Source organism: Butyrivibrio sp. INlla16 (genome assembly GCF_900104155.1).
In the GTDB taxonomy this organism is placed as follows: Bacteria; Bacillota; Clostridia; order Lachnospirales; family Lachnospiraceae; genus Butyrivibrio.
This window is the reverse complement of the sequence record NZ_FMYB01000019.1, coordinates 46,698-67,267: the sequence shown is the minus strand read 5'-3', so window position 1 is coordinate 67,267 and position 20,570 is coordinate 46,698. Positions and strand designations below refer to the sequence as shown.

22 protein-coding genes and 3 pseudogenes are annotated in these 20,570 nt (G+C 40.5%); all 25 read right to left on the bottom strand.

Annotation, left to right across the window (positions count from 1 at the left end; translation table 11 throughout):
* Positions 1 to 9: 9 nt before the first annotated feature.
* The 25 genes and pseudogenes from BLR42_RS10660 to BLR42_RS10555 all read right to left on the bottom strand — a co-directional run bounded on the left by BLR42_RS10660 (position 10) and on the right by BLR42_RS10555 (position 20,467).
* Positions 10 to 1,323 carry an ABC transporter substrate-binding protein gene (locus BLR42_RS10660; protein WP_091868917.1) on the bottom strand — a complete coding sequence of 438 codons (1,314 nt, stop codon included), beginning with the start codon at positions 1,321 to 1,323 and terminating at the stop codon, positions 10 to 12.
* A gap of 17 nt (positions 1,324 to 1,340) precedes the next feature.
* A complete protein-coding gene (locus tag BLR42_RS10655) occupies positions 1,341 to 2,966 on the bottom strand; it encodes an ATP-binding protein (RefSeq protein ID WP_091868915.1) in 1,626 nt (541 codons plus the stop codon).
* Positions 2,967 to 3,164: 198 nt separating this feature from the next.
* The gene (locus tag BLR42_RS10650) at positions 3,165 to 3,965 is read right to left on the bottom strand and encodes an alpha/beta fold hydrolase (protein ID WP_091868913.1); all 801 of its coding nucleotides are present in this window, start codon (positions 3,963 to 3,965) and stop codon (positions 3,165 to 3,167) included.
* A gap of 64 nt (positions 3,966 to 4,029) precedes the next feature.
* The gene (locus BLR42_RS10645; protein ID WP_091868911.1) at positions 4,030 to 4,707 is read right to left on the bottom strand and encodes a TIGR00266 family protein; all 678 of its coding nucleotides are present in this window, start codon (positions 4,705 to 4,707) and stop codon (positions 4,030 to 4,032) included.
* Between the two features lie 228 nt (positions 4,708 to 4,935).
* Positions 4,936 to 5,322 carry a hypothetical protein gene (locus BLR42_RS22330; RefSeq protein ID WP_139165141.1) on the bottom strand — a complete coding sequence of 129 codons (387 nt, stop codon included), beginning with the start codon at positions 5,320 to 5,322 and terminating at the stop codon, positions 4,936 to 4,938.
* A 328-nt stretch (positions 5,323 to 5,650) separates the two neighbouring features.
* Positions 5,651 to 6,448: an ATP-binding cassette domain-containing protein gene (locus tag BLR42_RS10635; protein ID WP_091868904.1), complete on the bottom strand. Its 798-nt coding sequence runs from the start codon at positions 6,446 to 6,448 to the stop codon at positions 5,651 to 5,653.
* Between the two features lie 331 nt (positions 6,449 to 6,779).
* Positions 6,780 to 7,484 carry a GyrI-like domain-containing protein gene (locus tag BLR42_RS10630; protein WP_242879298.1) on the bottom strand — a complete coding sequence of 235 codons (705 nt, stop codon included), beginning with the start codon at positions 7,482 to 7,484 and terminating at the stop codon, positions 6,780 to 6,782.
* Positions 7,485 to 7,538: 54 nt separating this feature from the next.
* Positions 7,539 to 7,850, bottom strand: a pseudogene (locus BLR42_RS10625) (VOC family protein); the annotation flags it as partial.
* Entirely contained in the window at positions 7,841 to 7,984 is a 144-nt protein-coding gene (locus tag BLR42_RS22710) for a hypothetical protein (RefSeq protein WP_170832722.1), read from the bottom strand. The gene BLR42_RS22710 and the pseudogene BLR42_RS10625, both read right to left, overlap by 10 nt.
* On the bottom strand, positions 7,981 to 8,652 hold the full coding sequence (locus BLR42_RS10620) for a CatA-like O-acetyltransferase, family 3 (protein ID WP_031548065.1): 672 nt from the start codon (positions 8,650 to 8,652) through the stop codon (positions 7,981 to 7,983). The genes BLR42_RS22710 and BLR42_RS10620 overlap by 4 nt, the downstream gene beginning before the upstream one ends.
* Before the next feature lie 144 nt (positions 8,653 to 8,796).
* Positions 8,797 to 8,865 (bottom strand): annotated as a pseudogene (locus tag BLR42_RS24070) (GNAT family N-acetyltransferase); the annotation flags it as partial.
* A gap of 25 nt (positions 8,866 to 8,890) precedes the next feature.
* Positions 8,891 to 9,457, bottom strand: coding sequence for a TetR/AcrR family transcriptional regulator (locus BLR42_RS10615; RefSeq protein WP_242879297.1), 567 nt, complete (start codon positions 9,455 to 9,457; stop codon positions 8,891 to 8,893).
* 149 nt (positions 9,458 to 9,606) lie between these two features.
* A pseudogene (locus BLR42_RS24065) lies at positions 9,607 to 11,560 on the bottom strand (recombinase family protein).
* A gap of 61 nt (positions 11,561 to 11,621) precedes the next feature.
* Positions 11,622 to 12,191, bottom strand: a complete 570-nt coding sequence (locus BLR42_RS10605) for a hypothetical protein (protein WP_091868900.1) — start codon at positions 12,189 to 12,191, stop codon at positions 11,622 to 11,624.
* 106 nt (positions 12,192 to 12,297) lie between these two features.
* Positions 12,298 to 12,504 (bottom strand): helix-turn-helix domain-containing protein, encoded by a 207-nt coding sequence (locus tag BLR42_RS10600; protein ID WP_026528699.1) that lies wholly within the window; start codon positions 12,502 to 12,504, stop codon positions 12,298 to 12,300.
* Positions 12,505 to 12,584: 80 nt separating this feature from the next.
* The gene (locus BLR42_RS10595) at positions 12,585 to 12,818 is read right to left on the bottom strand and encodes a hypothetical protein (RefSeq protein WP_091868897.1); all 234 of its coding nucleotides are present in this window, start codon (positions 12,816 to 12,818) and stop codon (positions 12,585 to 12,587) included.
* Between the two features lie 78 nt (positions 12,819 to 12,896).
* Positions 12,897 to 14,639 carry a MobQ family relaxase gene (gene mobQ / locus BLR42_RS10590; RefSeq protein ID WP_091868894.1) on the bottom strand — a complete coding sequence of 581 codons (1,743 nt, stop codon included), beginning with the start codon at positions 14,637 to 14,639 and terminating at the stop codon, positions 12,897 to 12,899.
* A 162-nt stretch (positions 14,640 to 14,801) separates the two neighbouring features.
* Positions 14,802 to 15,032 carry a DUF3847 domain-containing protein gene (locus BLR42_RS10585; protein ID WP_242879296.1) on the bottom strand — a complete coding sequence of 77 codons (231 nt, stop codon included), beginning with the start codon at positions 15,030 to 15,032 and terminating at the stop codon, positions 14,802 to 14,804.
* A gap of 251 nt (positions 15,033 to 15,283) precedes the next feature.
* Complete coding sequence (locus BLR42_RS23290; protein WP_207648534.1) at positions 15,284 to 15,721, bottom strand: adenylate cyclase; 438 nt, start codon at positions 15,719 to 15,721, stop codon at positions 15,284 to 15,286.
* The gene (locus tag BLR42_RS10575) at positions 15,718 to 16,644 is read right to left on the bottom strand and encodes a ParM/StbA family protein (RefSeq protein ID WP_091868891.1); all 927 of its coding nucleotides are present in this window, start codon (positions 16,642 to 16,644) and stop codon (positions 15,718 to 15,720) included. The genes BLR42_RS23290 and BLR42_RS10575 overlap by 4 nt, the downstream gene beginning before the upstream one ends.
* On the bottom strand, positions 16,641 to 16,766 hold the full coding sequence (locus tag BLR42_RS23800; protein ID WP_278289267.1) for a hypothetical protein: 126 nt from the start codon (positions 16,764 to 16,766) through the stop codon (positions 16,641 to 16,643). Before BLR42_RS23800 ends, BLR42_RS10575 begins: the two co-directional genes overlap by 4 nt.
* Before the next feature lie 157 nt (positions 16,767 to 16,923).
* Positions 16,924 to 19,296, bottom strand: coding sequence for a tetratricopeptide repeat protein (locus tag BLR42_RS10570; RefSeq protein WP_091868889.1), 2,373 nt, complete (start codon positions 19,294 to 19,296; stop codon positions 16,924 to 16,926).
* A gap of 108 nt (positions 19,297 to 19,404) precedes the next feature.
* Positions 19,405 to 19,680 carry a hypothetical protein gene (locus BLR42_RS10565; RefSeq protein ID WP_091868887.1) on the bottom strand — a complete coding sequence of 92 codons (276 nt, stop codon included), beginning with the start codon at positions 19,678 to 19,680 and terminating at the stop codon, positions 19,405 to 19,407.
* A gap of 26 nt (positions 19,681 to 19,706) precedes the next feature.
* Positions 19,707 to 19,973, bottom strand: a complete 267-nt coding sequence (locus tag BLR42_RS10560) for a hypothetical protein (protein WP_091868885.1) — start codon at positions 19,971 to 19,973, stop codon at positions 19,707 to 19,709.
* Positions 19,974 to 20,035: 62 nt separating this feature from the next.
* On the bottom strand, positions 20,036 to 20,467 hold the full coding sequence (locus tag BLR42_RS10555) for a hypothetical protein (RefSeq protein WP_091868883.1): 432 nt from the start codon (positions 20,465 to 20,467) through the stop codon (positions 20,036 to 20,038).
* Between the last annotated feature and the right edge of the window lie 103 nt (positions 20,468 to 20,570).

Below are 20,570 nucleotides of genomic sequence, written 5' to 3'. Positions count from 1 at the left end.
TCACCAATGTCAGCGGATAACACTGCTTGATACCTTTTGTATCCTGCCGGCTGCTTCCTCCGGAGTAATATATGATAATGCCAGATCTTCAAGTGCATCACATACGGCAAGACTCAGGTCTTCGTACTTAATTCCTCTTGTTCCGGCGACATTTGTTTTTCCGTTCTCTATGATATAGTCAAGATTCTTTTTCCCATCCTCGCTTAATCCCTGTATATTCAACTCCATGTCAGCACGGGAGGGCATATATTCAAGATACCGATTAACAAGAAGCTCCTGTCCCTCATTTACCAAATATGACATAAAGCGGAAAGCCGCCTCCTTCTGACGGGACTCCGGGTTCAGGCAAAGGATTACATCTACATTAGCTGTTACCGGAGACACTTTTCCATCATCATTCCAGTCAATCAGAAAAGCCTCGTGTTCCGCTCCCTCAGCATCAAAGACTGCGCGGGTTTTTTCATCGCTTACCGTATACATATTCATGGCCCATGAGCCGTTTACAAACATGGGAATAGTTCCCTCCCGCTGAAACATATCGTTGACCTTATTATAAATCGGCATTTTGATTGCTTTATCCTGAAATACTCCATTACTAAATGAGTCCTGCCATATTTTGAAGGATTCTATCAGAGGTTCTGATTCAAAGGAAGCTCTGCCCTCAATCGCATCGTACAAGGCATCGCTCCCGCAGTCAGCTGCTATGGACATCCACAAATCAAGATTCATCCAGGAATCCTTTGCGCCTATAGCTAACGGATATTGCCCGTTTTCACGAAGTTTGCTGCATGTTTCCTGCATTTCTTTATATGAGGTTGGCACTTTAAGACCATAGTTTTTCAGCATGTTGACATCTGCCCACATATATCCGGCATAGGTCTGTCCAAGCGGAAGTCCATAAATCTTGCCGTCAACATCGCTAACACGCGAAAGGCATGAATCAAGGAATTTATCCTGCCACTCGGATCCCCAGCTGTTCTCACAAAAAGGAGTAAGATTCTCCTCAAATAGCCTGAATGCATCAAAAGCGGAACCCGAACTTATGCCATATACATCGGGTCCATCACCGTCTATAAGTTCTACCCGCATATGCTCCTGATATGCATTTGCCTCGGTAAAAACATAATTAACTTTTATATCGGGATTCTCTTTTTCAAAAGAATCTATGATCTTGTAAATCGGACTGTCCGGCCCATAATCTGCAGGATTCCATGTCTGAAAGGTTATGACGGTTTTCCCTTCCTGCTCCTGGGGCTTATTACAGCCGGAAAGCGTACTCAAGCATATGATCATAGATAAAAGAAACAACGCACCTTTTTTCATAAACACATTTCCTCGAATTAACCTACTATCATGCGCACCTTAAATTTATTATCCTCGGCGACGTATCTGATCTCACTGTTTGTCTTTTTAACAAAATCAAGAACACTTCTGGTTCCGATGCCATGGCCGTCTTCTGATGTGACAGGATGCCCATCTTCATCCAGCTCCGCTCTTTCGTTACATGAATTAGATATCTCCAAAAGGAGCTGCTGCTTATATTTTGCAGTAACCTCAATAAAACGTTCACCTTCCGGCACTTTTTCGCAGGCGTGAATCGCATTCTCAAGCAAATTGCTTATCGCTATTGCAAGCTGCATCTCATCAACATCGGTTTTATAGGGAATATTTGTAGATACTGTAACCTTTATATCACTGCGCTCTGCAAGCGTCACATAATGCATAAGCGCAGCATTAACTGTGGTATTCTCGCAATAGCGGTGACTTCCGCGAGGTTCCTGAGATAATCTCTCCTCAAGGCATTTTCTGGCTTCATCCACCTTACCGTCCTGAATAAGTGCTAAAACAAGTGCCTCAAAGTGTCTCCTGTCATGACGCATAGCCCTGTCCTGACTGATGAGTTCTTCTGCAGCGTTAAGTCTGTCGCGCATACTGCCGGCAGCCATTTCCAGGATAGCTGCATCGGATTTTAGCTGATACTCCCTCTGCTTAAGTACAGTTGAATCGACGAGAGCATAGAGTTTTCCGATGACTTCACCATCTGCGAAAAGTTCTTTCTCCTCAGGAGTATAGTATTTATCACCAACCTTTATGGTATCGCCTCTTATGATAGCCTCACGAAGGGCATTAACAACATCCATCGGATCTTTAGTTATTTCCGGATAAAGCTCCTTGGCATGTTCGTTGTAATACTGCACACTTCCACTTTCATCCAATGCGATAACTCCTTCGGACAACCTGTCGACAATATAATCTCTTGCCATGTCGATAACCCCAAGCAGGTTGTATCTGAATATAGCTATAAACATAGAGATTGTGATTGCCACATTTCCAACAACGGAAATATCAAAATAGTATGTAATAAAAAATGCGTGTGCGATCTGCATAATATAAAGAGTTGCAGAAATGAAAAAGCCGCCAAGGATGATACATGCGCGCTTTCTGGCCGTACTTCCGCTATGATTCTTTACAGACCTTATCAGTAAGAAAAGCATAATTATTATTGCAATGACCTGATACTGCATAAACACTTTATGGACAATGCCATTTCTGTGAAGCAGAACCGGAAACATTCCGGTCTTGTCAAACCATATTTTCGAATAATAGAGAGTATGCTCCTGCAGAGAAAAAATCAGCACATATACCGCAGCATCAATTAGTATAAATGCTCCCGATAAAGCTCTTGGAATATTGATATGAACAAGCTGCGCAGTAAACATAAACAGAGAAAAAACGATCCAGACTCTTCCTACATAAGAAAACTTCAGCGCAGCAATATAGGCATCTTCCGTTTTTGAAAGAAGCTGCAAAAGATATCCTGTATTACTTATGAGCATTGCTATACAGTTGAGGAAAAGATATGCATGAAGCTTATTTTTCATGTTTCTGAATACAATAAAGCCTTCAAAAAACATGGAAAATATGCTGAATATAATTACTGCTAAAAGAACGGTGCGCACTGTCATTTCGATATTTATCCTTCATTAAATTCACTTATATTTCTTCATAGAATATTATACAAAATATCGTCAATAAGATGTATTTGAATTTTATAGTGTTTATCTGATTTTCCACATAAAAATATATCATCCACACAAAAAAACAGACTCGGATACACTTATCCGGGTCTGTTTTACACTTATTTACATAATCTCAAATAAAATTCATTCCATAAAAAAGTCGTATACTCTTTTCTTATAATCAGGTGCCGTGTCAAAGGAAGCATGGCCGAGTCCTGTGTACATGTACAGCTTGAACTCGTGCTCTTCATCCAGCTGCTCCGCAATTTCCATTGTGGCGTCAGAATCAAGAACCTCATCTTCAAAGGTGCCGGTTGTCATAACAGGACACCTGATATCTTTGAGCCTGTCAGTGACATTAAAATTCTTTGCACCGTTTGCAATTATGATGAATCTTCGAAGTTCATCGTCTGTAACGGTCTTAGCGGAATTAATGAAATAATCCCTGAATTGCTCAAATACTGCAGGAGGATAGACCATCTTTCCAAAGTATAGATAAAGTCCTTCCTTGTCACCTTTTTTCGCAAGCTCTATCCATTTATTCAGGGATTCAAATTGCTCATCGGTAACATGTGAGGATGTGGAAGCAAGCGCCAGTTTTTTGACAAGCTCAGGGTACTCTATGGCAATTGTCATGGCTATCATTCCGCCCTGAGATGCTCCGAACAGATAAATATCGGAAAGCCCCAGCTGTTTTATGACTTCAGCGGTATCCCTTGCCATATCGTAAACGCTGTATTCCGGCGGTAATTCTTTTCTCCTGTCAATGGTGTAGACTGTAAAATCATTGACTGCCATAGTGAAGGCATCTGCCACAGCATCGGCTGACCCCATAACGCTCTGAACACTAAGTCCCGGCAAGATCACCATATTGCGCGGTCCGGCTCCGAACTTGAAATAATCCATTGAAAAATCGCTTGCCTTAACCGTGTTAATGTTAATCACTATAACCTCTCCTTATATCTAACACTTCAATCACGGAAACTTTATTCGCGACATATATCTTGCCTTACTTCTTGTTTAAATGAAGCATTTCTGCCAGTGTTGATGCAAACTGAAGGAGCGGCTGAGTCTGAAGAACTACATGACCGGGGCCTGTAACTACTGTATTGAAGAGACCTTCACCACCGAAGAGAACGTTGCCGATTCCTTTAATCATAACGATGTCTATAGATACAGTATCATCGCACATTACCAGGTAACCAGTGTCAATTGTCATCTTCTCGCCTGCAGCAAGATCATACTCTACAGCGCCACCATCGATTTCAATAAGAGCCTTACCGTTTCCTGAAAGCTTGTTCATGATGAATCCTTCACCACCGAATAAGCCGGACCCGATCTTCTTCTGGAAGAAGATATCAAGGTTTACGCCTTCATCCATTGCAAGGAAGGAACCCTTCTGAACAACGATTGACTTACCTGTAACATCGATCTGTCGGATCTCACCGGGTGAACATGCGCCAAGTGCAAGTATGCCGGGGCTATCAGCTACATAGCGGTTCATAAACAGAGACTCGCCTGAAAATGCACGGCCGATCATCTTGCCAAGTCCGCCACCGGTATTTGTTTCCATCTTAACGCCGCCACTGAGCCAGGACATAGCGCCTGTTTCACACATGATAGCGTCTCCAGCTTCCATCTTGCAAATAGCTACCGGAAAGTTTCCACCTTTAATTTCACAATTCATTTAGTAACCTCCTTTTAAAATATATGTTTAAAAAAATAAGTTTCTTAAAATTATTCTTTTAGAACTCACCATTCTCATTGTAATTCATGATTGTGTTAGCTACAATCCCCGGTAACTTGCTTCAGATATTTGCACGTACTGTATCATACATGGGCTCGAACTCTTTGACATAAAATATATCTTATCAACTATCAACTTATCATCAATTGTGTTAAAGCAATCTACATACTAATATCTGAACTTTTTCTTTTCTAACATTTTTATTTTTACTATCATAATTAGTAAACAATAAACCGCCAAGTGCATACATATCAGCAACATCTCTCTTGGTTCAAAATAACTATTGCTTCCCACAGATTTGAGCCCATCAGTGATAGGCGGGAGTATAAAGTTCAAAATACTAAATGCTGATGAACAATCAATAAGTCCCTCCTTAGAGACTGCAAGCATGGAAATCGCTATTGCTCCTATTATCGCATCCCTTCTCTTTCTAAAAATTCTTGGGTGAAAAAAATCTCCTGTCATCATACCCCCGAGTCCACACATGAAAATATGTACCCCTCCACATGCAATATCTGCAAGTTCCATCTGCCTGTTAAAACTGCCATTATCCATCAAAAACAATATCGTAGGCACTAATGTCAGCACAAGTGTATAGCATAAATCCAATGTAATTAATAACAGTTCGCGCGAAAAGTAATAGCTATGAATGTCCAAACAATGCAGGAATAGCGTTTCTTCATATATATCATTCTCTCCACCATTCAAGTATATAGACAGAAACAGACATATAAAGTATATGAAAAGCGCAGACAGTAAAAAACTACTACATATACCATACGGTGCTACAGAATACATTACTCCGAGAAAAATCAGAGTGACAACTGTAGGAATCGTTAATGTAGAGCTTTTCTTCAGCATTTTTAACCTTAATCTATATATTTCAATCAAGTTTCTCAATCCCAACAATTTCCCAACCCTCATCGTATAGTTTTAGCACCATTTCCTTTAACACTGCTTCCTTTACCGTAATTTCATACCTATCACCATTACTTTTCATGCCAAGCCAAGCTTGTAACTTGGGGCATTTTCTAACATAGACCAAATATTGTAACTCTCCTGGGTTCTTTACTTCCATGAGTTTTCCTTTATCTATCGTATAGACCTTGTCAGACAACTCATTTATCAGCATCTTCTCATGACAAGCCATGAAGATCGTAACTCCCTTGTTCCTCAATTCATTCATTTTTGTTATAAACCGTTTCTGAGAGTCTGCATCCTGACCTGAAAGAGGTTCATCAAGAAAAATCACATCCCGCGGTGCAAGAATAGCCTGAATAACTCCTACTTTTTGAAGGCTTCCCTTTGATAGTTTGTTTAATCTTGTTTTGATCATGGATTCCAAGTAGAATTCACTGATCAGTTCATTCACTAGCGAAAAATCCACTCTTTCTATCCTGGCAATGCCTTGAAGATAATCAATCATTGATATTTCCATACCTGGAAACTTTTCAGGTACATAAGCGAATTTAAGTTTCTTTTGATACACTATTTTCCCAGAGCTTAACGAAACAATGCTAGCTAATAGCTTAAGCATTGTACTTTTGCCACATCCATTATGTCCACATAATGCTATGGATTCTCCTTTGGCAAATTCATGTGAAATATTATTTATCACATACTTACCATCATATACCTTTGAGGCATTTTCAAGTGTAATTACTTTTTTGTTTAGACTCATAATTATTCTATGCCTTTAAATCATAATTATCTGGCTGCAACAAACATAAAAAATGCAAACTCCGATTTGCTTATTTCATTATCCTGGAATTAAATCTTACATCCAGTTTTGTCTATACAATATGTTCATTCTAATCTTTACTCGCAAAAAAATAAAGCCCAGGATGCTTATTCCCTGAGCTTTAACCATCTTTCACTTTATTTTTTTCTTGCTACATCTATATCTAGGATGAGCTTCTTTACAAAAAGCAACTTGTCTCAGATGCTTTTCTATAGTCCTCATGTAGTGTTTCCGATATTGCTTGTAATTATGTGCTTTGTCATAATCTTCATCAGGCAAAGCATTTATCACTAACCCATAGGCAGTCTATATACATATACCCAGGTGCTTCAATTGGATTCCATGCATGCTCTGCAGGAATATATTCTATGAAGCATTTCCCGCGCTCCACACTTTTTAAGAATACAAGCCCCTCATCAAATCTGTCCGCAAGCCACGCCTTCTTTGAAGATACCTGTACATCTTTATTGTTGGAAAATCTGTGCATTGCATCTACTGTAGCAGGTTCATCATCATACGATCCGATATGCATGCACTGCACACACAACCCTTCATCATAAGTAAAGAACTCCACCTTTGAGAAATCCTGTTTTTTCTTAACCGTAGCTTCCCTGACAGCCCACTCAAAATCATCTTTCGTTACAAAGTCTGGCAGGCGGATGACGGATATCCACTTGAAATCTTCTTTATGAGCATAGTCGATACCGATTACTCCATTCTGCCACCAAAAACCTTCCAATGGCGGAACTACATAATCAAAATATCCGTCAATCTGATGATCACCTTTTTTACTCATCTTGATCGTAAATGCGATTCCATACAAAAGACCTATAGCCTGTTTATATTCGCCATCTTCATCATTTGGATTCCCACTGCCCCTAACCGCGATATAATTCATTTTCGGAACAGTAACTATAGATGGTGTGCCCTTCGGCATATAGAATTCTTTGTATTCCTTCTTGTAATCAAACGCCATACCCTTTTTCTCCACTTTGTTTCGGTCGGTGTTAAACGATCGTCCACCAGACGATCAGCACCCCTCCGTCAAGTCTTTTGTTTCATAAGACTTATTCCAGGAACCGATCTCTATCAAGTTGCCTTCCGGATCAGCGATATAGCAGGTTCTCTGCCCCCAAGGTTCAAGTTCTGGTTCCAGCACGGATGTCGCTCCATTTTCCACGGCCTTCTTATATGCTTCATCCACCTCTTCAAAAGTATCGACATACAGCGCTATTTCAAAATGACCGTTCAGTCCTTTTATATACTCATACCGCCGGCTTGTCATCTTCTCAAAATCCTTCCTGCCGTAAAGCAGAAAAAGCGTTCCATCCTTTACAAGATAAGCCTGTTATTATATTTGAGAAAAGGATGGTCGATCGGAACCCCTGTAGTTTCTTCAATCTCAGCATATGCGAGCTTGAAGCTGTCCATTCCATTATCCCGGATCCATTTCCAAAGATGTTCGTATTTACTCATATCTGTTCATCCTTCACTTTACCATTGCAAAACGCAGCCATCTCTTTTTCAAGCAGGCGGAATACATTCGCAATCAGATACCCATCCGCTATCGCATGATTCATACGAACCGACACCGGCATCAAAAGTCTCCCGTTTTCCTCACGGTATTTCCCCCAGTTGATGATCGGCAGAAAATAGAGGAATCCATCTGGCAGTTCAATATTCAGGGAATCATAGGACAGCCAGGAAATGTAGGAAGCATCAAACCAGTTCGGATGCTTTTCCATATCAAGGCCATACTCCCTCGTTTGTTTTGCCTTCTCTATGTCAGAGACAGCATTTTTGTAGAATGCGGCATAATCCGGATCATAACTTGTATATACCGGCGTACAGGTCTCGGTATCCTCATGAAAAATATACTGCGTAGGGTTAATCCTGTCATAACAGATCAGTTCCTCAGTCTGCCAGAGATACCCCATTTTGTAATCATCCCGGGAATTCAATACCATGGAAAGGATATATAGGAAATTGACATAGAACTTCGTGTTACTCTCCTTCGAGCACTTAACAAGCTCCGTCACATCAACCCTTGCCGTCATAGAAGTCGAGCACTTGCAATCCTCCGTAAAATGCCGGAATACCCCCTTCCTGTAATAGGTTTCTTTATCAATAACTCTATAGTTCATATCTTTACCCTCTTCTTTTCATCATCAGATAGCAGTTTATTTGTTCCTCCAACACTTCTGCCAATCAGCTATTTCCTCGCTCGACACCTCATACGCCGTATATTCATGCTAATATTCATATCCCAGCTTTTCCGCTAGATGAACCTAGTCCATGTTCTGGGCATCCCAACTTGGATACAAGCCTTCGTCAAGGCATCGCAAGATCAGGGTGGCAGAAGTATTATCAGGCTAACAATAGTCATCTCCTATACTGCTCCATACCAGATATCAGTACATTCATAGATATCTCGAAGCTTTCATCAATAGAAATCGGATTGCCAAAAGAATTATGGATCTGTAGCATGATAAATCCTTCAAGAAAAGCTCTGTAAGTTCTAAGCAAATGATTTGCCACCTCTCTATCTATACCAAGACTATCTGTTTGTTCAAAGAAGAATGAATACAAGCCCTCTGTAGCTTCAAGTAAAGTTTCATCAGAGTATTTGTTATACCAAAGCATCGCCTCAAATACACCCGGATTCTCCATAGAAAATCTGTAAAATGCTATGCCATAATTTATGAGTTTTTCTTTTGGACTGGTTGAATCAATTCCTGCAACTATCTCATCCGAAACCTTCTTCCAACCATAGATCATAAGCTTATAGTGCAAATCATCTATTGACTTTACATGATTATAGAGAGACGGTTTTCTGATTCCTAAATATTCAGAAAGCGTTGTGACACTCAAATATGATAACCCCTTTTCATTTGCTAATGTAGCAGCTTTTTCTATTATTTCTTCTTTAGATAATCCTGTTCTTGGCATATTTACTCCCATTCCTCACAAACTAACGGTGTTAGTCTTATTATACTAACACTGTTAGTTTTGTCAATAATAATTTCTGTACGAACCACTTTACAAAACATTTTTTAATAATAGAGAAAGGACAAGTTTTTTATTCCCTGTCCTCAAACTTATATCATCTTAAAAAACTTTAGTGCCTCAGTAATAGCATTCTCCTTTTCTGGTGTTGTTCCAGGCTGTCTGCTATTCTCAGATTTTGGCTTATTGTAATTCTCGCGCTCTATGATTCCATGCTTCTGCTTTACCTGAGCGATATTAAGATTTGTTACATGAAATCCGTAGTGTTCCTGCACCCATTCTTCAATTTCTTTGTATGTAGCTTTAGCCTCAGCACTTGTAAGATCAAGTTCATCCATATCTAACTTAACATTGACATGATGTTTTGCTTCATGAAGGTTGGACAATAAACATACCGTCTCGAGTATTGTTTCATTTTCCAAGGACAATTCTCTAACATTCCTACCATTTATCGGAACGGGGAAATTGAAGACTATATTCTTTACCCAGCAGCCATTAGCAGGCTTTTCCGGATAGATGTCTATCCTGTCAATGAACGCTCTCATGAATTCCTTCTGCTCAGCTTCGGTAAAGTCCTTATAGAGTTTATTGAACACAAGCAGGAGATTGTAGACACTTGTTCCAGACAGATTTTCCTGCACGATACTGTCTATCTGCTTCTGTACTTCATCAATCTGGTTCTCTATATCCTCTATAATATCATACTGCTCATCATAACGGCTCTGCAGATCTGAAACTTTCCTGTCATAGTGCGGATCATCAACATCGAGGCAATCCATCTGCTTTGCCAGTCGATTCTTTGTGCCAACAGCCTGCTTAAGCTGCCCCCTGAGAACATCTTTCTCATTCTCAAGTTCCTCTGTATCCAAAGCATTTCCAATCTTTTCCTTGATAGCACTCTTGAATTGATCATCCTTTACCATTGCTGATATGATGGATGCGACTAGATTATTCATTTCATTCTGCTCAATGTTCAGCCTGAAAGTACACTTGTGTCCTGTTGCACCAAGAGTATTCTTACAATAGTAATAATACCTGGTCTTGTTATCCTTGCTATGAGCCTTGGCTATATTTCCATAGAGGCTTTTTACCACAACACGGGCATTTCAATATACCTGATAAGATGTGAGCATGATCAATGTCATGAACCTTCTGCCGTACATATGCATTTTCCTTTCTCTTAGCCTGAGCAAGATTCCAGTCCTCTTCAGAAATAATGGCTTCGTGAGCACCCTCGTAGATAGGGAACTCTGACTACTCCACCACATGCATCTCGTTACGTGTGCCTATCTTCTTTTCTGTCTTGCGTCTTCCATATGCAATTTTCCCCATATAAACCGGATTATCCAAAACATCCTTTACAAAACTGGATGAAAAGCCTGATATGGTGTTGTTCTGACGAAGTTTCTTCGTATAGCCATGACTGTTAAGATAGCTTGCCACACCATTGATACCGGAATTAGTGTGAATATAACGATCATAGATCAGCTTAATGATCTCCACCTCATCATCTGCTATCTCAAGCCCGCCTTCAACAAGCTTGTAGCCATAAGGGGCAAAACCTCCGTTCCATTTGCCTTCACGAGCCTTCTGCTCACGACCTGCCATTGTCTGAACTCTTATATTCTCACGCTCCATCTCAGCTACAGCAGCAAGGATTGATATAAGAAGCTTTCCGGCCTCCTTCGAGCTGTCGATGCTATCTTCTACACAGATAAGGTTTACACCAAAGTCCTGCATCAGCTGCAATGAATTAAGGATATCCGCAGCATTCCTTCCAAATCTCGACAATTTGAAAACAAGGACGTATTTTACCCCGTCCTTGCAATCTTCAATATCATTAAGCATTCTCTGGAATTCATGCCTGCCCTTTATGTTCTTACCGGAAAATCCTTCATCAGAATACTCGCCTGCAATTTCCATATCCTGGTATTCCGCATACTTTCTGATTTTCTCTTTCTGAGCTTCCAGAGAGTATCCATCAACCTGAATAGCGGTGGATACTCTTGTATATATGTAACACTTAGTTTTCTTAGTCTTTGTCATAAATTGTCATCTCCCTCCATTTTTCTGTTGACAACTGTAACAAACCTATTTAAGATAAAGATTAAGAAATGGGTTTTTCACCGGGTAGGGCTTCGGCCTGACAGGACTTGCTCGTTTCTTTTTTTATTTCCATAACATCATATAGATATTTCTTCCCACTGCCTGCATGTCTTATCAATAGTCTGGCGTGAAAAATATTGTATCCAGTGATTTCATCATCTTCACCATAGATTGGTAATCCAAAACGAGTATCATACCTATACCATCCATTCTTAGCATCACGGCCATGCTTTTTCTTCCTGTTTTCTTCGAACACCCCATTCGTAGCTATTTCAATCATTTCCGGTATTCCCTGTGCAGCATTTGCCTTAGCTTTAGCAACCGCACCTTTCAGCTTCTTGGTATAAACAGATCCGGCATATTCCCCTGGAAGAGTTGTCCCAATATATATGATTTCTCCATCCTCTGCTATTGAGTATAACTCTCCCACATAATCTTTAAGATACTGTTCGACATCTTCCCAGTTCAGGCTTCGCTTACCCTTAAAGATAATGTCATTTATCATGACAATGCTGTTTCCATCTGCATCCTTAATTACAGATACATTTCTTGATTTGTTTCCTTTTTCCATATTGCTCCTCACTTCTTTTAAACCCGTCGAATTCGAGGGGTTTAGGATCATTCAGATTATAAACAGGTCGATTTCGACCTGTTTAAACATACTGATTCCAAGACAATTATTCCTTCTCATCATCCTTTTTCAGCAGTTTTTCCATCCTTATGTAATACTCCAAAAGCCTCACAACATAATCAGGTGCATGCCTCATATCACGCTCCCACTCAGTAACTGTCCTGTAAGGAATATTAAAATACTCGCAGAATTCCTTGCGGTTCATACCAGTACTTTCGCGTAGTTCTTTTATTTTTTTCGCTTTATCATCCATGAGACGCCCCTTTCTCAATTACACGTTGTGTATAAGTTTACCATAAATAATTCTTGTACACAACGTGTAATTCATTGTTGTCAGGCAGCACTTACTACATAAGAATAGCCAAGTACAACATCAGGATCATTTGTGAAAGAATCTGATTCTGCCCCATCCGTGCAGAACTCGTAATCTATCATATACAAGACCATGTTTTCCTTCTCCAACCTCTTAAGCAACCCTGGGCCGTACTTCACCATCAGTCTTGCAGTAACATCTACCCATCTCTCAAAAGCAATGTTATCTTCCCTGTTATCATAGTACTTTTTCATCATTCCTCCTTTCCCAAGCTGGCAAGTTCCAATACTACACCTGCCATGCCTGTAAATAATATGATTTCTTCTGTGACACTACAGTGACATGCCCTTATCTTTGTCCTTTTCCTTGACTTTTCTGGGTATTCTTGCTGCAACCTCCTTATCTGCCCTGAGATCTGCAAGGAGAGATTTCTTCTTGTTTTCTGTCTCTGGCATTACAGATGGCTCAATCTCTGATAGTGTCGCATCCACTTCTTTAATAGCTTTAGCAAAAAGGTCCTTATCAGAGGATTTCTTTAGGCTATCGCTTAAAATCTGTCTTGCCTCATTGACATGTTCATCATGGATCTTTGTTCTTTCCTCAGAAATCTGAGCAAACATATCTGAGCTGAGAGCATGGATCTCAGCTTTATACTTTCCAAGAGTATCTTCCTTGGACTTTTTGATTTCAGGTATCTGACCACCCAGCTTTTCCACTATACCTTCAGCATCCTTGATTTCCCTTCTTATATCCGTGATCCTTGTTTCCACAGGCATGCCATATCTGGAAAGAGCAGCAGACCTTTCACTCTTAAACTCCTCAATTTCCTCAGTGAGCAGAGCTACCTGACTGGTATACTTTATGAACTGGATTTTCTGATATGGTTTCAAGTTCTTAAGCTTTCCGTTGAATTCTTTCCGCTCTTCAGCTCGGGAGCTTATCTTTGCGGTACAGTCTTCATAGATTTTCTTAAGTTCTTTCAGTTCACCAAGCCTTTTCTCGGCTGCTTTTTTCTGTTTCTTCTTCAAGTGTAGCTGAAAAGTGTAAACGACAAGGCTTTTAAAGAACTTTTCAAGCTTTGAAGCAATTGCCGGGATATTGTCAGATGCAGCTTTTGAGTACGCCTTTACTTTCTTCTGAAGTTTTCGAAGAAGGCTGTTATCTGCTTTTATCTGACGGTTGATCTCGCATCTGTCGGATACAAGCCCTTCTTTTTCCATGTTCCTTGCATAATAACCTTCGTGTATAGTCGGCTGTTCCTTGATGCCCCTTGCAGCATGGCTCTTGCAGCTAACCCGCTCAGCTATGCCATATCTTTCCTGATAGCTGTTTATGATATCTTCCCATGACTTTCGCCAGGTCTGCAGCTGCCTGTCGCTGTTCCATTCCTCGCATATGGGATTCTGTCTTCCATATTTTGAACTCTTGGGATACTTGGATGTCCTCTTGGAACCTTCGATAGTGGCAGCCTGAGCCGGAGTAAGATATATCTTCTTTTTCTTACCCGGGATACTGTAGAGATACTGCTTCTCCCATCCAAGATTCTTTGCAGCTTTAAATTCTTCAGCAGTAAAACCTTTTTCAACTCCGTCCTTATAACAGATGTATTCCTTCTGAGTCTTTGCCTGCCATGAGCCGTCATCGTTAAGAGGACGCATGGTTAGCATTATGTGGGCATGCGGATTGTACTTATTCACATCATGGATGCTGAAATCTGCGCACATCCCTTTTGATACGCATTCTTCATTAAGATATTTTTCAAGCATTTCTACCCATACGACGGGATCCAGCTCCCTTGGAAGGGCTACGACGAGTTCCCTTGACAGTCGGCTGTCCCTTGTTTTCTCAACTTCCTCAACTGCATTCCACAGCTTTTCCCTGTCAGCCCATTCTGCAGGTGCCATTGTTGGCAGCATAACTTCACTGTAAACAAGTCCTGTCTTCTTACGGTAATCATGGGTCACGCCATCATAATCGTTATATATCTCGCTGCAGGATGCATAGGCTGATGCTGCTACTGCAGAACGCCCGGATCCGCGGCTTATTACTTTTGCTTCAAGATGAAAATAGTTCATTGTGTCAATCTCCTGATATAAATGGAAAAGCCAGGAAAGGAGTTCTTTCCTGGCCGTAAAGCTTTTGACCTCGTAGAGCGCACGCCACCACCTGCCGAAGGCAGGTGGTGAGTAAGTGCGCCCTTCTTTTCGAAGGGAGGCCTATGTTATGTTTCTTAGTTCCTATGAGGCAAGCTTAAAGAGTTCTGTAAGATACTCCTCAAGTTCTTCCATTGTCATATGCTGGGATGCAGGAAACGCTTTTTCCAGTATCCTGCCCATATCTATGTGGCACTTTACCTTTGCCTTACTTTCCTTTGCCCTGTCTCTGTTCTCAGCCTGTTCCATGCGGTGTCTTGCCTGAATAGCTGCTTTTTCTTCCGGTGGCATTACTTTGTTTTCGTTATCACTCATGATTTTGGTCCTTTCTAAATTATTGAAGCAGTACCGGTTTGATACCACTTTGCTGTTTTTTGTCATTAAAAAAGCACCAATACGCTCTGATTGAATTTGGGGATCAGAAGGCAGGTGCCCAAATCCACTTATTTCAGTCAGTATTGGTGCCAAAACAATTCTTGTCTGGTGCTACAAATAGAATGCTCCAGACCATTAGTCATTTCTGTAAGAATATAATTCCACTTCATCTTATAAATATCTGCCATTTATCATCCATCAAGATAGTCCCATGGGATGTCTTCAGGATTTACTTCAATATCTGCCTCATCAGTCCCGCTTTTATCTGCGCTGTCCTCAGTCGCTATTCCTGCCGTACTTTTTTGAATGACCATCGTTCCATCCGGTGCTGCTGTGCATAAGGCAGTAGCATAGCCGGATAAAAACAGCGGCAGAGCATTCCCTAAGGTATGCTCCACCGCTTCCACGATCTTTTGTACAAATCTTTCTTCTTTTTCCCTGGTCTCCAGATAGGGATCATCTTTTGCCTTATAGTATCTGTCAAAGAAATAATTGACGCTCGTAGCAACAGCATGGCTGTATGAGCGGAATTCTTCTTTATCCATTGTCTGCAGATACTCCCAGGCCTTTCTATCAGCAGCCTTATCAAGATTAAAGCGAAGACTTGTGCTCTTTACATTTTCGCTCATGCACATTCCTTCTTTCTGTTAAGACTAAGATATGCTAGCAGTTCATAACCCTTGGCCGTTGCGCAGATATCATCGATGATCGTCACCCTGGAAGCATCATAATTTCCAAAGTTCTTGATAATACATCCTCCACCACCTACGATATAGAGCCTCATAAGATCAGGGTTATACCCATGTTCTCTCAAGGCAGTGAATACCTTCGCCGCATATTCCCTGGCGGTATTTCTAATCACCTCAAGATATGCCTCCGAAATATCAGCTTCGTTTTTCCTTAAAACCTGCTGGATCACGCGCTCATCAATTGTGGTCTGGAATTCTTTAGATACTGCATCTCTTACAGCTATGACACACTGGTTTACTCCAAGTTTTTCGGTGAAACTCCGCTTTTCATCTGGCTTTTTTCCATTAAGGAAAATGAGATTCATGGTTCCGTTCCCAATATCAGCAAGAAGATTCAGTCCCAGGCTGTCATTAATCTTTCCTATAATAGCAGGGTATCCCTGGGGATATACAGAGCAGCCTGTGATATGGATTTTGTACATCTCACTGTTCCATTTAAACTCAGCATAATCATTCTTAAGCATGTACTGTCTGAAGTCTTCCTTCTGCCTGTATATCCATGTAAGTAGCAGTCCTACAGCCAGATGCACTGTAGCTTCACGCACGTGCGCTGTATACAGTTCACGAGCTATTGCCATTAGTGTCAAAAGATAGTAGTCTTCATCAGATACCTTATTGTCAACAAATTCTTTATGGGTGTCACCGATGCGATAGTATACGCCTTTGTATTCCAGAATGTTTTCCGAAAAAATCGGCTCAGTATCATAAGCAGTGATACCAGTGGGAGTACATGTTGATGCTGTTTTGATGTTTCCGTAGCCATGGTCAATGCCGATGACTACAATTTCTCCATGCTCCTTCATTTCGCAGTTACCTCCTTTCCTTCAGTATTGCCGGACAATACGAAAAAAGAGACCAGGAAATCTGCATTCCCAATCTCTTTGCCGTAAGTTCCAAAATATTTAGTTGTAAATATACCGGTCATCTTTTGACCACCTTTCCGGATCAAGCAGATTTGGTATCAATGTGGAACTGTTTTGATACCACTCGATCCATTATAAGGATAAAACACATAGAATTGCTATGCATTGACCAACAATTGACCGACAATTGACTTTTTGGCATTTTTTCTGAAAACAAATTTATCCCAGCTTTTTATCACAAAGGCTTCTTGCATTATCCAATAATGGAAATCTTGCATCATCCGGCTTCGGAAAGTAAGTGCATAGTCTTTCGCATATCCTGCACAGGAATTCAGGATCATATTCGTATATTTCAGCATACGCCTTTAGAACTTCTCTAAAGTGGTCTATTGCATCCCTTGTTTTCCCGGCAGATGCAAGGATGCTTCCAATTGTCTCTTCTATGTTTGCATAGTCAGTTGAGTATATGGAAATTTCTCTAGCCACGACTTTCCCTGCCTTTTTCAAGATGCTAAGTGCCGCATCTACATAGCCATATGCCGCCTGCAGCTGGGCAAACAGACAGGTCTGTGGTATTGCATCATGCATATACAGAAGATCAAACTCCTGTAATATCCTGATACCTTCTTCAATATGAGGACGTGCATTATCAAGTTCGTCCCTCATAAAATATAGTGTTCCAAGATTGGCATGGATATTTGAATATAGCAGCGCATTGTCTGCGGTAACTTCTGTTATAAGTGAAGCTGCCTCTTTCTCAAATTTAAAGGCTTCCTCATTATCATCATCATCCTTTGCTTGGGATGCTTTATAATCAAGCAGAAGGATTCTATCCCGGACATCTCCGATACCTTCCTTTTCTATCATGCTTTTCATAAAAGAAATCCAGAATAACAAGTCAGCAGTAGAAATCGGTCTGTCAAAATATGCATATGCATCTTCCACGACCCTGAGTAAAATGAGGGGCTCGTCATAAACAAGGCTCAGTATTGCCTTATCAATCACATCAGGAATAGCATTATAATATGCAGGTTCATCATTTCCATGAAGAGTGCAGTCATACTGGATATTTTCCAAAAAAATCCTACAGCTGCTTATGCTTGGTTTAAGCTCAGCTATAATAAGTTTCTGTATGATCCCATGGATACTTATCCGGTGACCTTCACCTTCATGTATCAGCCCCATTTCTATAAGCTCGGTCACTGGATTAAGATTGGTAAGTCCCATCCATCTTGCAAAATATTTCTTGGATGCCCCGTCCTCAGGCATGAGCGTCATACATTTCAGAATATCGAAATATTCCGGTGACAGCTTATATAAACCGAAAAGAGTCCTGATATGCTCTGCATAAGTGGCTTTTTCGGTCTCACCATCCTTTGACACCTTTATCTTATCAGAGGATGACATATCCACCGGTGCAATGAACAGCCTTTCACTCAGTTCTTCAGGCGTCATTATTCCTTTCTGCAGCATTCGCGCAGCCAGTTCTATTGCAAAGGTATGATTTTGTACGTTAAAGATAATATTTGAGATCGCATGCGCATGATCAGCAGAGTCTTTATAAAGGTTCTGCATAAGTGCTTTCTGATCATCAATATCCAGATCATCCAGATAGATGCATTCTCCGCCACTTATAAGATTTCTTGTTGTAAAAAGAACGTGGCATGAATATTTCAGAACAACTGACAGGATGGGATCGGGATCGGATTCAATATTAAAGTTGTCAATGATAAGCAGGGTATCTTCCTTAAGAGTTCTGAGAAACCTATTATGCTGCCTGAACAGCTCATCTACTGTTGCACCAAAAGGATCATTAACAAATTCCAACGATGCAATGTCTTTTTGGAGACTTCCCGAATAGAAAATATAGATCTGATTTGTGTATTCTTTTCTGTAGGTCTTGGCATAAGCCTTCGCTGTCTCGCTCTTGCCCATACCTGCTATTCCATGCAGAAAAACCTTCCCGGAACCGGTCAGGACTTCTCTGATATTTTTAATCTCAGATTGCCTACCAACAAAGTATTTACATGGTAAAGGCGGATTGCTGCCTATTATATATTTTGAAACAGCAGGAGAAAGCTTTCCATCTGCAATGGAAAGCATGGTATCATCCGTGTGCTTTATAAAATTCCGCTGAAGCGTGAAGTAAAGAGTCCTGCCTATGAGTCTCGCTATTCCTTCAGGATCAGCGCATGGAGATTGTTCTGCAATGTGTGCCTTCATAGTTCCTGAGATCGTATCATCAAGCATAAGAAGATCATATATCTTCTCAGCGCACATAGGGGCATCATAAAACAACGAAACAACATTTTCCCTGATATCATGTATAAGAATATCTTCCATCTGATGTTCCTGATAATACCTGGATATCTTTGGCGTAATAGCCTTCTGACCATTAAACCATCTACATACAAGAGCTATATCAAAATCGTAGTCAGCGTTCTCTTTATCACTCATAAAAGTTGCAAACACTTCATAAAGAATATCCGTCTGGCTAAGTTCCCTCGAATCACTGATATACTCTTTTATTGTCTGCATTACAGAGCCGAAATCACATATCCTCAAAAGATCTACCTTAGTTAACCTTTCCATGATTCATTACTATCAATTTCTGATTATATATTATTTTCCGCTGCCTATCATACAAAATGTGGGGTCACAAAAAATAGACCATGGATTATCACCATGGCCCAGAGCGTTTTATATGTGCATTATTGGTTCAATCTTCCAGCCATTATCCTGTGAAATATACGTCATTCCAACCTCAATGCCTGCACCGAGGGTATCGTCTCCAGCATACCAGCAGATAAAGATTTCATCATTATCACCCTTAACCCTGTAGTGGTTAGCATACTGCTCTGTAGAAAGCTTATCTACTACAAAGCCGTACATATCATAATCATCAGACCTTCCTGCTCCGCCTGCAGCCTTAGCCATAGTTTCGTCTTTGAGTATCATGTTTTTGTTATCTGCCATTGTTATTACCTCCGATTTGTTAGTCATTACAAGATCTCTATTATCTTCCATCTTCCCTGACCTACAAGCTCTACTATTACTTCTGTACCGGGATTTATGACATTAATTGCGTCATAATGAGCTATGACATCCTGACCGCCATCCAAAGTAACTTCAATCATATCTTTGTAGTATGGATGTTCATGAATGCCTCGTACTATGGCATGTCTTGTGCGGCCTTTTTCCTCGTCGTCTCCACCAGCTACACTTGCCATGATTTCGTCATTAAGTTTTATGTTCCTCTCATCCGTCATCCTGCGCCCTCCTTTTATTGGTTCCATCAACATGCCGGAGTATACTCTGTCTGTTTGATCATCTATTCAAGTTCACACTCTTTATAGAACACCTCTATCCGTCTTCTTGCCTGCTTTTTGTCAATAACTCCAAGATCCAGGGATTTGGAGATCATGCCACTATAAAACTTGAACACGTCTCCTGCCACAAGAACCTTAAGATACTTTGACTGATTCTTTAGGCCATTTTTTGCATAGTCTCGAAGTCCTTTTATTATGATGGTTACAGCCTGAACCTCCGCTGATATCTGAGGGTCATTATCACTGTCGTCCTCAAACATTTCATCAATATATTTCACGCATGCATCATAGACTTCGTCAAAATATTCATGTCTGAACATCACAAAGTATCTGTCTACATATGCTAAAATCTGCTGTTTCCTGTCAAGTTCTTTGTTGATTCTTGGGCTTTCCACCCTCAACAGGTATTTATCTGCGTCAAAAAACAGTTTCATTTTTCACCACTCATTCGTTAGATTTAGTTCCATGTTTTTTCTGATATATAGCGACCAGGATAATTCTCTCCGCAAGTAATATTTGAGATCACGCCACACTATA

Excerpts from the sequence above, each read along its gene's own strand:
- BLR42_RS10660 (WP_091868917.1), bottom strand. The coding sequence starts at position 1,323 with ATGAAAAAAGGTGCGTTGTTTCTTTTATCTATGATCATATGCTTGAGT.
- BLR42_RS10655 (WP_091868915.1), bottom strand. The coding sequence starts at position 2,966 with ATGACAGTGCGCACCGTTCTTTTAGCAGTAATTATATTCAGCATATTT.
- BLR42_RS10645 (WP_091868911.1), bottom strand. The coding sequence starts at position 4,707 with ATGAATTGTGAAATTAAAGGTGGAAACTTTCCGGTAGCTATTTGCAAG.
- BLR42_RS22330 (WP_139165141.1), bottom strand. The coding sequence starts at position 5,322 with ATGGATAATGGCAGTTTTAACAGGCAGATGGAACTTGCAGATATTGCA.
- BLR42_RS10635 (WP_091868904.1), bottom strand. The coding sequence starts at position 6,448 with ATGAGTCTAAACAAAAAAGTAATTACACTTGAAAATGCCTCAAAGGTA.
- BLR42_RS10630 (WP_242879298.1), bottom strand. The coding sequence starts at position 7,484 with ATGGCGTTTGATTACAAGAAGGAATACAAAGAATTCTATATGCCGAAG.
- BLR42_RS22710 (WP_170832722.1), bottom strand. The coding sequence starts at position 7,984 with ATGAGTAAATACGAACATCTTTGGAAATGGATCCGGGATAATGGAATG.
- BLR42_RS10620 (WP_031548065.1), bottom strand. The coding sequence starts at position 8,652 with ATGAACTATAGAGTTATTGATAAAGAAACCTATTACAGGAAGGGGGTA.
- BLR42_RS10615 (WP_242879297.1), bottom strand. The coding sequence starts at position 9,457 with ATGCCAAGAACAGGATTATCTAAAGAAGAAATAATAGAAAAAGCTGCT.
- BLR42_RS10605 (WP_091868900.1), bottom strand. The coding sequence starts at position 12,191 with ATGGAAAAAGGAAACAAATCAAGAAATGTATCTGTAATTAAGGATGCA.
- BLR42_RS10600 (WP_026528699.1), bottom strand. The coding sequence starts at position 12,504 with ATGGATGATAAAGCGAAAAAAATAAAAGAACTACGCGAAAGTACTGGT.
- BLR42_RS10595 (WP_091868897.1), bottom strand. The coding sequence starts at position 12,818 with ATGAAAAAGTACTATGATAACAGGGAAGATAACATTGCTTTTGAGAGA.
- mobQ (WP_091868894.1), bottom strand. The coding sequence starts at position 14,639 with ATGAACTATTTTCATCTTGAAGCAAAAGTAATAAGCCGCGGATCCGGG.
- BLR42_RS10585 (WP_242879296.1), bottom strand. The coding sequence starts at position 15,032 with ATGAGTGATAACGAAAACAAAGTAATGCCACCGGAAGAAAAAGCAGCT.
- BLR42_RS23290 (WP_207648534.1), bottom strand. The coding sequence starts at position 15,721 with ATGAGCGAAAATGTAAAGAGCACAAGTCTTCGCTTTAATCTTGATAAG.
- BLR42_RS10575 (WP_091868891.1), bottom strand. The coding sequence starts at position 16,644 with ATGAAGGAGCATGGAGAAATTGTAGTCATCGGCATTGACCATGGCTAC.
- BLR42_RS23800 (WP_278289267.1), bottom strand. The coding sequence starts at position 16,766 with ATGACCGGTATATTTACAACTAAATATTTTGGAACTTACGGCAAAGAG.
- BLR42_RS10570 (WP_091868889.1), bottom strand. The coding sequence starts at position 19,296 with ATGGAAAGGTTAACTAAGGTAGATCTTTTGAGGATATGTGATTTCGGC.
- BLR42_RS10565 (WP_091868887.1), bottom strand. The coding sequence starts at position 19,680 with ATGGCAGATAACAAAAACATGATACTCAAAGACGAAACTATGGCTAAG.
- BLR42_RS10560 (WP_091868885.1), bottom strand. The coding sequence starts at position 19,973 with ATGACGGATGAGAGGAACATAAAACTTAATGACGAAATCATGGCAAGT.
- BLR42_RS10555 (WP_091868883.1), bottom strand. The coding sequence starts at position 20,467 with ATGAAACTGTTTTTTGACGCAGATAAATACCTGTTGAGGGTGGAAAGC.